This is a genomic window from Deltaproteobacteria bacterium (assembly GCA_009929795.1).
Lineage (GTDB): Bacteria > Desulfobacterota > Desulfovibrionia > Desulfovibrionales > Desulfomicrobiaceae > RZZR01.
The window spans coordinates 1-12464 of the sequence record RZZR01000074.1 but is presented as its reverse complement, the minus strand read 5'-3'; the positions used below and the strand labels follow the sequence as shown (position 1 = coordinate 12464).

General features: G+C 65.7%; 10 protein-coding genes. All 10 read right to left on the bottom strand.

Translation table 11 applies throughout. The annotated features are described in order from the left end of the window. Positions 1-533 (bottom strand): hypothetical protein (locus tag EOM25_09085; protein ID NCC25336.1); only part of this gene is annotated, 533 nt, incomplete at its 3' end. Between the two features lie 60 nt (positions 534-593). Next, entirely contained in the window at positions 594-1148 is a 555-nt protein-coding gene (locus EOM25_09080; GenBank protein NCC25335.1) for a hypothetical protein, read from the bottom strand. Positions 1149-1279: 131 nt separating this feature from the next. Beyond that, the gene (locus EOM25_09075; protein NCC25334.1) at positions 1280-3223 is read right to left on the bottom strand and encodes an HD domain-containing protein; all 1944 of its coding nucleotides are present in this window, start codon (positions 3221-3223) and stop codon (positions 1280-1282) included. Continuing rightward, the gene (locus EOM25_09070) at positions 3220-4272 is read right to left on the bottom strand and encodes an XdhC/CoxI family protein (protein ID NCC25333.1); all 1053 of its coding nucleotides are present in this window, start codon (positions 4270-4272) and stop codon (positions 3220-3222) included. Before EOM25_09070 ends, EOM25_09075 begins: the two co-directional genes overlap by 4 nt. A gap of 3 nt (positions 4273-4275) precedes the next feature. Continuing rightward, positions 4276-5547 carry a phenylacetate--CoA ligase family protein gene (locus EOM25_09065; protein ID NCC25332.1) on the bottom strand — a complete coding sequence of 424 codons (1272 nt, stop codon included), beginning with the start codon at positions 5545-5547 and terminating at the stop codon, positions 4276-4278. After that, on the bottom strand, positions 5544-6875 hold the full coding sequence (locus EOM25_09060) for a radical SAM protein (GenBank protein ID NCC25331.1): 1332 nt from the start codon (positions 6873-6875) through the stop codon (positions 5544-5546). The genes EOM25_09065 and EOM25_09060 overlap by 4 nt, the downstream gene beginning before the upstream one ends. Further along, positions 6865-7320, bottom strand: coding sequence for a C_GCAxxG_C_C family protein (locus EOM25_09055; protein ID NCC25330.1), 456 nt, complete (start codon positions 7318-7320; stop codon positions 6865-6867). Before EOM25_09055 ends, EOM25_09060 begins: the two co-directional genes overlap by 11 nt. Beyond that, complete coding sequence (locus EOM25_09050; GenBank protein NCC25329.1) at positions 7310-8188, bottom strand: class I SAM-dependent methyltransferase; 879 nt, start codon at positions 8186-8188, stop codon at positions 7310-7312. Before EOM25_09050 ends, EOM25_09055 begins: the two co-directional genes overlap by 11 nt. Positions 8189-8222: 34 nt before the next feature. Further along, positions 8223-10466, bottom strand: coding sequence for a hypothetical protein (locus EOM25_09045; protein ID NCC25328.1), 2244 nt, complete (start codon positions 10464-10466; stop codon positions 8223-8225). Positions 10467-10540: 74 nt separating this feature from the next. Next, positions 10541-12464 (bottom strand): aldehyde oxidoreductase (locus EOM25_09040; protein ID NCC25327.1); only part of this gene is annotated, 1924 nt, incomplete at its 5' end.

The following is a 12464-nucleotide window of genomic DNA, read 5'->3' as shown; positions in this document are numbered from 1 at the left end:
GGCCAGAGCATCTCGCTCACCATCAGGTTTTGCAGGAAAAAAGGCTCGTCGCCATCCAGCTTGAGGACCCCGGCACGCACCGCCGGCCCAACGGTGAGCAGTTTTCGCAGGGCAATGCGCTCCCCAGCTCCGGCGCAGAGAAACTGGGCCGCAAGCCCAACCGTGGGCCAGGGTTGGTTGCGGGGATGCAGCGTGCGAAAAATATCGGCAAAGCCCTCGTGTTCCTCGGCCATGCCGGCCAGAAGCAGCAGATCCGCCTCACAGGGCGAAAAGCCGAAGCCACACAGCAGCAGATGCAGGGGATGTCCAGCCGTTGGATCGATCCGCTCAAACAGCGGTTCCCGCCATTGTTCCAGGGATTTCCCCTCGGCAACGCCGGCAAAGGCATGCTCCAGAAAACGCAACGATCCTTCCAGGCCCTTTTCGTGGTCAGCGAATTTTTCCCGCAGAAATTCGGCAAGACGACCGGCCAGCAGGCCGACTTCCCTGTTTATTTCTCTGCTTGCGTTTTGTTCCCAGGAACTCTGCATCATCGCTTACCGTCAAGAAGGGTTCGGCAATCGGCCGTCAACCCACAACAGCCTGGTCAACCGTCATTCGTAATAAAATTTCATGACCACTCCAAGCCAGGGAATAAATCCCGGATCAAGGTCCAAACCCGCCCGCCGGACCTCGGTGACCACCTCACGGAGGGAGAAAATCACCTCGATCCAGCCCGGATCGGCGATTATCCGCGCGTTTCGGTGGCAGACCTTGTGCAGAATCCGCTCCGGGTCCATCTGCCGCTGGTCGTGGGGCATGAGCTCGGCCAGCCGCTCGACAAGTGTCAGCCGCCACTGGGCCAGCAGCCGCTTTTCCCGCTGATCCGGGCCCGGTTCATCCCTGCCCGGCATGGGGTCGTCCGGCCGCAGACCGCAAAACGCCAAGGCAACCGGATCGTGTGCCTGGAGGGGGAGCAGCTGCAGGGCCAGGGCATGGAGAAACCAGCGCAGCGAGCGTCCCTTGAACTGTTCCGCGCCGACGATCGCGGCAACAATGTTCGTCTGCTCCAGAAGCGGCAGCAGAAAAAGCAACCCGCCGTATTCACTGAGCCCCTGGCTCCGCATCAGGGGCTCGGGCCCTGGTGCGGCCGACGGCTCGATCCCCATGCCGTCGCGTCGTGCGGCCCCTGAGCTGATCCGCGGTTCGGCCGGCTGACCAGGCCCGGCGGTTTTCGCCGGCTCCTGACCCGGACCATGGATTCCGAAATCGGCAAGATCTGTTGTTGCAACGGTCTGATTTACGGGCTTTGCCACGGTTTGCTGATCAGTTCTTTCATGCCGGAACTTTCCAGCTGGAACACCCCGGTAGTGTCGGCCCGCTGGAGCAGGGCAAAGGTGCTGTCATCTGAAAAATCCAGATGGTCCATATCCGGCACCGGCTTGCCCTGTTTTTCGATCAGTTCCAGGCAGTTCTTGATGACGGTCAGGTTCCTGAGTCCCAGAAAATCAAACTTCACCAGCCCCAGTTTTTCCACATAGTTCATGTCGAACTGGGTGATGGTCTCTCCTTCCTTGCCCCGGAACAGCGGCAGGTATTCGTTCAGGGGCTTGTCCGAGACCACCACACCGGCCGCATGGGTGGAGGCGTGCCGGGGCAGCCCTTCCAAAAGCAGGGCCGTTTCCAGCATCTGGGTCTTGTCTTCTGAGCTGTTGCATATTTCCCGGATGGCCGGCACCTCCTCCAGGGCTTTGGTCAGGTTCTTGGCCCCGTCCGGAATCAGCTTGGCGATCTCGTCCACCTCGGGCAGCGGCACGCCCAAAGCCCGTCCCACATCCCGGATGACAGCCTTGGCTTTAAGTTTTCCAAAGGTGATGATCTGACAGACATATTCCGGCCCCCCATACCGGTCAATGGTGTAGTGATACACCTTGTCCCGGCCCTCGATGCAGAAATCCACGTCAATATCGGGCATGGAGATCCGGGAAGGGTTCAGGAACCGCTCAAAAATCAGGCCGTGCTCAATGGGATCCAGGGCCGTGATATCCATGGCATAGGCCACCATGGACCCGGCAGCCGATCCCCGGCCCGGCCCCACCGGGACCCCGATTTTCCGGGCATGGGCGATGAAATCCGCCACAATCAGAAAATATCCGGGAAATCCCATATCCAGAATGATCTTGATTTCATAAGCGATACGGTCCCGGTATTCCTGTTCATTGACATCCGGGTTCTTTTTTTTAATCACGGCCAGCTTTTCCTCGAAGCGCTGTCTGACGCCGACCCGCTCCGGACCGCGCACGAGCTTGTCGGCCAGACAGACCAGGGCGGCCTCGTCCAGCCGTCCGTCGACCGGTGGGGGCACGTCCCGATGTCGGCCCACCACCCGGGCCATGGGATGAAGGCCCATGTCTTCCAGCATCCCGGCCCCGGCCTCCTCGTGATTCGGCTGCCCCTTGGCCAGGTCGTGGAGCAGTCCGCAGGCCATGGCCATCTCCGGATCCACATTTCCCCCGGCCTGGTTCACGGCCTTGGCCAGCAGAAGGGCCGTTTCGCCAACCTTCCGGCCATGGGCCACGCCTTGGGGCGGGATGTCCAGAATGTCGTTCAGCAGGGTCCAGGCCTCGTGGCGGTCGAGGACTCCGTACCGGGCCAGACGGGCCCGGAGGACCTTCAGATCCTTGGGCCGGTCCATATCCAAGAGGATGTTTCTATCCCAGACCCCGATGCCTCGCGCTCGATCGCCCAGGGAGTCGAACAGGCCTCCAAGGCCGTTCGGTCCGTCGTAGGCCAGAATGGCCGGGATCAATTCCCTGGAGATGAGGGGCGGATGGCCGGGCGATTCCTGAAACACCGGGCAGAGTACCGCTGCGTCTGATTCCTTCCGGGCATGAAGGAGGGCTTTGAGGGTCAAGGGCCGCACCAGGGGGATGTCGACGGGAAGGATGAAAAAGGCCTCGGTCTCCGTGGGTAGGGCCCGGACTCCGGCCTGGATGGAGGTCAGCATGCCGGAGGCGAACTCGCGGTTGAAAACGAAGTCGGCCCCCAGACGGGAAGCCTCGGCCCGGACCTTGCCGGCCTGGTGTCCGCCTACCACGACCACGTTTTCGACCTCGGCCTGGCGCAGACAGTCCACAACCCGGGCCAGGGCCGTTTTCCCGCCCAGATCGACCAAGGGCTTGAACCGGCCCATGCGGCTGGAAAACCCAGCCGCCGGGACCACTCCGGCCAGGGCGCCGCTCACGAGGTCTTCCCGGCCCGGGCCTGGATGAGTTCGGCCACGATGCTCACGGCGATTTCCTCCGGAGTCTCGGCCCCGATGCCCAGACCGATGGGGCTGTGGACGCGAGAGAGAACGTCATCGGCCACCCCTTGCCGCCGCAGGGCCGCATAGATGGCCTCCCGCTTGCTCCGGCTGCCGATCATGCCCACATACCGGGCCGGGGTCTGCAGGGCCTGGGCCAGAACCGTGCGGTCGTACTCGTGCCCCCGGGTGACGATGACGATATAGGATTCCCGCCCCAAACCGTGATCCCGGAAACACCGGTTGAAATCAGGCAGGACCAGGACTTGGTCTGCCGTTGAAAAACGCTCGGTGTTGGCAAAATCGGCCCGGTCGTCCATGACCACCACCCGGAAACCCACGGTCTTGGCCAGGGCGGCCACATGTACGGCCACGTGCCCGGCCCCCATGAGCCAGACCGTGCCCTGCTCGCGGACCTGGCCGACGAAGCACAGACCCGAGGGCAGTCGGACCAGGCCGCCCGGCCCGACTTTCTTGGCCGAGGCGACAAGGGCCTCGGTCTCGGCTCCGGGATCGGCCGAACCCGGAGCGGGACGGCCTTCCACGATCAGAAACCGTTCGGCCCGGGAACAGAGTCCGCTCTCGTCCACCTGGCCGAGAAGCGTTCCGGCGATCATGCTCTGGCCCTGAGACAAACCCTGGGCCAGGGAGCCAAACAGGGCGATATCGGCTGGACCTTGGATTTTCTCCAGCAGGGCGTCAATGCTCCCGCCGCAGATCATGCCGGCCTCGGCGGCCTGGGGCCCGGACAGGTCCTGACGGATGATCCGGGCCGCCTCGTTTGTCTCGAAAATCCGGGCGGCCATGGCCAGAGCCCCGGCCTCGGCCGGCCCTCCGCCCATGCTCCCGGCAAAGACCCCGCTTTGGGTCACCGCCATCCTGGATCCCGGCTCCCGGGGGGCCGAGCCGGCTCGGCCAATGACCGTGACCAATACGGCCGGTCGCCCGGCCGCCAGCTCCTCGTTCAGCAGTCGTACAACCTGTTCCATGTTTCATCCGTTGTTGAACGTTCTCTTTGCCCCTTTCCAGGACAAAGATGAAAAATCCTCCACAGCCACAACGATTTCAAGCCCGTTTTCCGGGTCCAGCCTCTGGACAGTCTTCAAGACCAGCTCGTTCAGCCCCGGCTCAGCCCCCGGAGAGGGCTTGACCGTCAGCCGCAGCAGGAGGGCGCCCTCTCCATTGGTCTGTTCGGCCTGGAAATCCCAGACCGAGGGCAGATCGAACAGAACCTCGTCCAGACGATTCAGGCCCGGAAAGGGGGCCTTGGGCCACACATCGGACAATCGGCCCCGCACCCGATCCAATCGCGGCAGAAAACTGCCGCAGGCGCAGGCCCCGGGCAGGATGCGGCCCAAGTCTCCGGTCCGATAACGAAATAACGGCATGGCTTCCCGACGCGGCGTGGACACGACCAGCTCGCCCCATTCGCCCTCGGGCAAGGGCTGATCGCTGTCCGGGTCGAGCACCTCCACCACCAGGTCGGGCAGGCGCAGATGCAGGCCCGATTCTGGAGCGCACTCCACGGCCCCGCCCAGGCCGGTCTCCACGGTCCCGTAATGGGTCAGGACCCGGCAGTCCCAGGCCGCCTCCAAACGGCGGACCAGGGAGGACGGCACCCGGTCCCAGCACAGGAGCACGTCCTGAACCCCGGCCTTGGGTCGGGACTCGGCCAATTGGAGGACCGGCACCGGGGCCCCGACCACGGTCCGAGCGCCCCTGTCCAGGGCTTGGACGGCCCTGGGCAGATCCAAAGTCTCGGGCAGAACGGGGACGGCCCCGAGACCCGTCAGTGCCCGGGCCAGAAGGTCGGCCACCCCGTCCGGGTTGCGGCCCGGCAAAAGGATGAGCACCCGGTCTCCGGGCCCGGCCATGGGCCGCATGCCGTGGCGAAAGAACTCCATGGTCCGCTCGAGGTCCCGGTCGGAGAAGAAGAGCCGCTTTGGCCGGCCGGTGCTCCCCGAGGTGCCCATGCTGACTACCCGGGCCACCCCGTCCAGAGGGAGACAGACCATATCCTGCCCATGGCGGACAAGCTCGTCGGCCGTCAGCAGGGGCAGCCCAACCAGACCGGGGCCTTCGGTCAGGACGCGGCTCACGTTTTCGGGCAGGATCCGGCCATGGTACGGGCTGGAAGACCGGGCCCGCTCGGCCGTTTCGGCCAGGGCCTCCAAGACGGCCCGGCGCAAGGCCTCGGTATCGGCCGGAGGCATGGCCGACAGACCCAGGGCCTCGATCGCCCAGTCGTCCAGGGGACCGCTCACCCCTGCCGGCCCCGGTACAGAGCCTGCCCCCGGACCGAGGTCAGGTTCCAGGCGCAAAAGGGAACCAGTCGTCCGTCCGGGGCCACCACATGGATGCAGCAGCCTTGGAGCCGCTCCAGGTCCAGGGTCCAGGCGTCCTGAAAGGCCATGGCCGAGATGGAGAATATCCGGTTGCGGATGAGGGCGAAGCCGTCCCCTGCCCCGGTCTCCGGAGCCGACCATTGCCGGGCGGTAAAGGCCTTGGAGCGGTCCGCGCCCTCGGCTGCCGGCCGGGGGGCCTGACAGCAGGCCGTCCTGGACCCGGACCGGCGTCCGAGACCGGTCCTGCCGTCGCGCACATACACGGCGTGGAAGGAGCACATGGAGTGCTCGCATCCTGGGGGAGCGAAGTCCTCGATGCGGATTTGCCCTTGGCTCTGTTCCTCCAGGCCGGTCATGAGTTCGGGCAGGGTCAGGCGTTCGATGCCGGCCAGTTCCGGGGGCACTCGTCCGAAATGGCTCATGGGCTGGAAATGCACTCCCCGGACGCCTTCGCCGGCCTCGAGGGCGAAGCGGATCATGTCCCAGAGCAGGCCGTCGTTCAGCCCCTGGACCACGGTGGGCACCAGAACCACGCCCAGACCGGCCCTGATGGCGTTCTCCACGGCCTTGGCCTTTTCCGTCCGCAGGTCCCGGCCCCGGATTCGTCGCTGCACGCCTTCATCCTGGCCGTCGAACTGGAGAAAGATCGAATCAAGCCCGGCCTCTCGCAACCGCCCGGCCAGGTCGGAGTCCGCGGCCAGACGCAGGCCGTTGGTGTTCAGTTGAAGCAGGCCAAAGCCTCTCTCCCGGCCCATGGCCACGATGGCCTCCAGATCCGGACGCATGGTCGGCTCGCCCCCGGAAATCTGGATGTTACACGGGCCCGAGGCCTCCATGACCCGATCGAACCACATGGCCACGGTCTCCAGATTCGGATCGGGCAAACCGGAAGAACCGGATTCGGCAAAGCAGACCGGGCAGCCCAGGTCGCAGCGTTCGGTTATCTCCAGCAGGGCCGTGCAGGTATGCTGGCCGTGTTCGGGACACAGGCCGCAGTCAAACGGGCAGCCCCTGTCCACCCGGGTCGCGGGCCGGGTCGGCCGGGACGGGATCTTGGGCCGGGACCAGTCAACGAGGCGGGGCCGACCCCGCCAGACCACGGTCCGGAATTCCCCGTGCTCGGGACAGGTCTTGGCCAGGACGGCATCGTCCCCCTGGATCTCGATTTGGGCCGGAATTCTGGCCAGGCACTCGGGGCAGAGGCTTTCGGTCCGGCGGAGAATCACGGCGCCGCTCTCAGGGTTCATCGTCCTTCCCGGTTGGGTCCAGACCGTTGTCGACCAAAATGGTCAACACCCTGGCCCGCACGGCCAGAACCAGACGGCCGCAGCGCTCCGCATCGGGGTGGCCGCAGCCCCCGGGCCCCAGGATGTCCAGGCACCGGGCGCCTCCGCAGCCCGCCACGGCCTCCCGGCCGAACCACTCGGTCAATTCCTGGAGCATGAGGGGAAATCGGTCGTGAGCCGGACGACCCGGGCTCGGCCCGGCATACAGGCCCAAAACGCAAGCCCCTCCGGTCAGGGCCCCGCAAGTCTGGGCGCAGTCGCCGACACCGTTGCACAGCCCGGCCACGGCCCGGATCAGGGCAGGGTTGTCCTCGCCGCGGTCCTCCAGGGCCAGGGCCACCAGAATCTGGCTGCAGCACAGACCTTGTCCGGCCAGTCGCAGGACGTCCAACGATTCAGCATCCATGACCATTCTCCTTGACGGCGACAAAAAGATGATACCCGGCCCGGGCCGGGATCCGGCAGCCACCCCCGTTGTCTGGGCCCAAGGCCTTTGCAAAGGCCGAGATGGACCCGTGGGCCAGGATGAGCCGGGCGGCCAGTTGCTTGAGTTCCAGGCTGTGGTCCTCCTGCGCGAGCAGTCGAAAACCGGCCTTGGCCAAAGCCCGTTCCCAGGATTCCCGGTCCGGAGCCCCGGCTAGGCAGCAACTCGGTTCGAACCCGGCCCGGGAGCCGATTCCTCCCGACTGGGAGACGAAATCCAAGACGGCTAATCCGCCCCCGGACCGAAGAACCCTGGCGATCTCCTCCAGCACCTTGTCCAGGGGCCCGGCCAGGGACAAAACGCACTCGGCCAGGACCAGATCCAGGCAACCGGAGCACAGGGGAATCTGAGCGGCCAGGCCTTGGACCAGGGGTCCGGCCTCCCGGGCTCCGGGCCAGGCCCAGCGATCCAGCCCCAGGGCTCGCAAGCGGTGCGCGGCCCGCAGATGGGCCACGGTGTGTCCCGGCCCGCAGCCGACATCCAGACATAGACAGTCCGGCCTTGGCCGCAGGATGTCCAAGGCCCGGTCCGTGAGACCCGTTCCTCCCGGCCTCCAGGGCCCTCCGGTCACCCGGCCCAGAGCCTCGGGCCAGTTCGGAGCATGGGCCGGGCCCTTGGTCACTTGTCCTCCAAAAGCATCTCCACCTCGTGCATTCGGCCCAAAGCCAAATCCTCGGGCACAAAGGTCAGGCCGCACTCCTCGCAGGCCAGAAGTTCCACCTGGAAGGTGCTGCCCAGGTACTCGATCTCGCGCATAGCCGGTTCGAGTTCCCGGCCGCAGCGCCCACATGTCCAGCCGGTTTCCGGGGTAAAGCTCAATGTGGTCATGATCCCGCTCCATCCACCACCATCCGGTGGGTGTATGCGTTGAAGACCCGGAAGGCCCGGCCCTCGGGCGCGTATTCCACCCAATAGGTGACCCGCACCGGCCGGAGCGAGGCCAGAAAACGGCCCGTGGCCGGGTCGTGCAGCCTGCGGCCGCTCTCCTCGGCCCGAAAGATGACCTGCCGGACGTCGGAGCGCAGGATACGTCGCTTCTCCAGGAGTTCGGAGACCTCCTCGTCCATGAGCAGTTCCAGTTCGGCCTTGGTTTCGTCCATGTCCTCCTCCCAGATTTCGGCCAAAAGCCGCCGCTTCAAGGCGGATCGGCTCTCCTGACGGTCGGAAAAACCCGGCGTCCCTATGGCTCCGGTGCCGGGGAAAAGAAGGTCCAAACCGTGGACCACCGTGGCCCCGGCCCGGGCCACCCGATCCCGGCACATGGCGCAATAGGTCAGAATCCGCTCCCCAGAGTCGGCCACCCGGCGGGCCGTTTCCCGCCCCAAATCGGGGTTGGCGTTCCACATGAGGCCCCCGAAGCCGCAGCACGGGGTCCGCTCCCGCGAATACCGGGCTTCATCCAGTTCCGTTCCGGTCCGGGCCAAAACGCTCCTGAAGCGCTCCTGCTGCTCCGGCCAATCCCGGGAGGCGCAGGGGTCGTGCACGGTCCAGGTTCCGGGACGGGGTTCGAATCCTTGGGGCAGCCCATGGTCCATGATCACCGACCACAGGTCAATGATCGGCAGGTGGGGCGCGTGGGTTTTGAACATGTCCAGGCAGGTGGGGCAAGCCGTGACCATGACCGGCCGGCCCATGGCCTCCCAGTGGCCGGAGGTCTCGGCCAGCGCGGCCTCGAAGCGCTCCCGATGCCCGGCCCACAGGGCCGGAGCCCCGCAACAGGACAGGCCCAGACCCACGTCTCCGTCCAGAACCTCGTTCAGCCAGAGGTACACGGCCCGGACTTGGTCGGGCGCCGACCCGCCGAGCTGGCAGCCGGGAAAAAAGAGATACGTGCAGGTCGTCCGGCCCGGCCGGTTCCGGAACAGGGAGAAATGGGGCCCCAGGCTGAATTCCATGTCCATGAGGCCGAACTCGAAGGCCGATGGCGGCATCTTGCCCCGCCGGACCATGCCCTCCCGGGCCTCCAGACAGATTTCGGCCATGGGAAAGTCGTGAGGGCAGATGGCCGTGCATTGACCGCATAGGGCGCAGGAATCGATCATGGGGTTGGCCAGACGGTGCCCCATGACAATTGCCTCGTTGTTGTAGATCTGGCGGACCATGCGGCCGGGGTGGCTCTTGAAACGCTCCAGATAGGCGCAGGCCTTGACGCACTCCAGACACTGGCATTGGAGGCAGCGCACGGCCTCCTCGCGGGCCTGGTCCAGGTCGTACCCGCCCAGGGGCACAGGCACGGCCGGCAGGGGTTCGACACCTTCCAGGCTGGTGAACAGGCGGGTCTCGAAGGGGCCCTCCTTTTCCCGGCCCTTGGAGGAGCTGACCTTCTGGGCCAGGCGGTCCATGCTCGTGGCCCCTCGGCGGCCGCTTGCGGCCCGCGCCACCGGCGAGACCTCCCCTCCCCCGGCAAAGAGCCCAGGGATGCCCGTGGCCAGAGTCGAAGCCTCCACAGGGCCGCCCGGAGCCAAGTCCGCGGCCCACGGGTCGCCTAGGTCGATGAACAGGGGCACATCCGTCGCCATATCCAGGGCCTCGGCCAGGGTCTCGACGTCTTCGAAGCGGACCTTCAGGCGTTCCAAGGCCTGACGGGCCTCCTCAAACTCCGGGCCGGGCACCAGGGAACCGAATTCCCGGCGCAAGGAGTCCAACGGGGACGGGCCGGTCAAAACCCGGACCACGTACCCCTTGCGAGCCAGATCCCAAGCCGCGATCAGCCCGGCCAGGCCGGTTCCGGCCACAGCCACGGCCTTTCCCCGCGCAGGCAGGACCACGGGCTTGGTCTGCGCCCCGCTGAAGACGACGCTGGCCCGCTCCACGTCGCCGATGTGAAGGGCCTCCCCGGCCAGTCCCCGCTTGCAGGCCGTCCGACAGGGCTGGTCGCAGATTCGGCCCAAAATCCCGGGAAAGGGCATGGTCCGCTCCAGGACCTTTCTGGCCCCGATCCAGTCCCCGGCCGCGGCCCGGGCCAGAAATGACCGGGCATCCACATGCAGGGGGCAGGTCGCCGTGCACCAGGGCGGTTCCTCCTGAACACAACGTGCCTCCAGGGCTCGGAGTTCGTTTTGGTCCATGGCCTCCTCCAATGAAAAACGGACCGGGAAGTGATCCCCCCGGTCCGTCGCTCGTGTTCGTCCCGAGGTCGGGCCTAGGCCTTGAGACCGGCCAGAACCTTTTCGGGCAGGGCCGGCAGGGCCGTGATGCGCACCCCGCAGGCGTTCTTGATGGCGTTGATGACCGCCGCGTGCGGACAGGTCAGGGGCAGCTCGCCCACGCCGCCGGCCCCAAACGGGCCTTCTGGTCGCGGAGACTCGACATAGACGATCTCCATGTCGTCGGGAATCTGCTTGATGTACGGGAAGCCCGCGCCGACCAGGGTTGAATGCTTCTCGATGTCCTCAAAGTCTTCGGTCAGGGCCAGGCCGATGCCCTGGGCCAAACCGCCGTAGATCTGACCGTCAACGACCAGACGGCTGTTGATCTTGCCGACGTCGGCCACCATAGTCATCTTCTCGACCGCAGTCTTGCCCGTGGCCAGTTCCACGGCCACCTCGGCCATGAACAGCCCATACATATAGACCGCGAACGGGGCGCCCTGGCCGTTCTCGTCGCAGGCCGTGGCCGGGGCCGTCCATTTACCCGTGTACTTGACCGGAATCTTGTCGGCCACCATCTCGTCGTATGTCCTGAAACCGCCGTCAGGCTTCTTCATGCCCGCCACCAGAGCCTCGGCTCCGGCCTTGATGGCCTGGCCGGTGACCACCTGGGAGCGGCTGCCTCCGGCCGGTCCGCTGTTGGGAGCCTTGCTGGTGTCGTTCATGACCAGTTGGATCCGATCCGGACCGATGCCGGCGTGACGCAGGGCTTCATGGGCCGTACCCAGGGCCCCGGCGTCGGCACCCTGGCCGTGGTCCTCCCAGCAGGAGTACACGGTCACGGTGTTGTCCAGGTTCAGTTCCACCCAGGCCTCGGAGGAATCCGGGCCGTCCAGGCCGCAACCGTACACGCCCAGCGAAATGCCCACCCCGCGCTTGACCTCGGCCGTGGAATTGGCCTGGGCCTTTTTCAGGGCCGCCTGGTACTTGGGACGCAGGATGTCGATCATCTCCGGCAGGCTGTAGACCTCGGGATCCTGGCCCGTTGGAGTCTTGGAGCCCTGACGGTAGACGTTCTTGAAGCGGAGTTCCAGGGGATCGATGCCCAGCTTTTCGGCCAACTCGTCCATGAGCACTTCCGAGGCGAATTCGCTCTGGGGCGATCCATAGGCCCGGAAGGCCGATCCCCAGGCGTGGTTCGTGCAAACGGTGCGGCCTTCGCCCCGGATGTTGGCGATGTCGTAGCCCGAGCCGATGAACTGGGCCCCACGCACGGTCAACAGGTCCCCGAACTCGGAGTACGGGCCATGGTCCACGGACCAGTCGCTCTCCATGCCCAGGATCTTGCCGTCCTTGTCGGCGGCGAACTTCAGATTGATGAAGAAGGGCGAACGCTTGCCCGTGTACTGCATCTGCTGCTTGTAGTTGTAGCGCAGGAAGCAGGGCCGTCCTGTGGCCAGGGTGGCCGCGCCCACCAGGGCTTCCATGGTCGGGCTGAACTTGTAGCCGAAGGTGCCGCCGGCTGGATTCTGGACCATGACCAGATTGTCGGGCTCCACGCCCAGACCGGGAGCGATCATGTACAGATGGAGGTGCAGGCCGATGGATTTGGAATGGATGACCAGCTTGCCCTCGTCGTTCAGATAGGCGAACCCGACGTCCGGCTCGATGGGCATGTGCGGCTGGCGGCCGACATAGAAATTGTCCTCCACGGTCACGTCGGCCTTGTCGAAGACCGGGCCCGTTTCATCGCCTTTGGCGATCTTCTGGACATAGTAGACGTTGGGCGTGCCGGGATGGATCTCCATGGCGTCCTCGGCCATGGCCGCCGGAGCGCTCATGTAGGATGGCAGCTCTTCCAGATCGACTTTGACCTTGGCCGCGGCCGCCTCGGCCTGGGCCTTGGTCTTGGCGCAGACCATGGCGATGGCGTCGCCGTACTGAAAGACCTTGGTGTCGCAAAGAATGGGCCGGTCC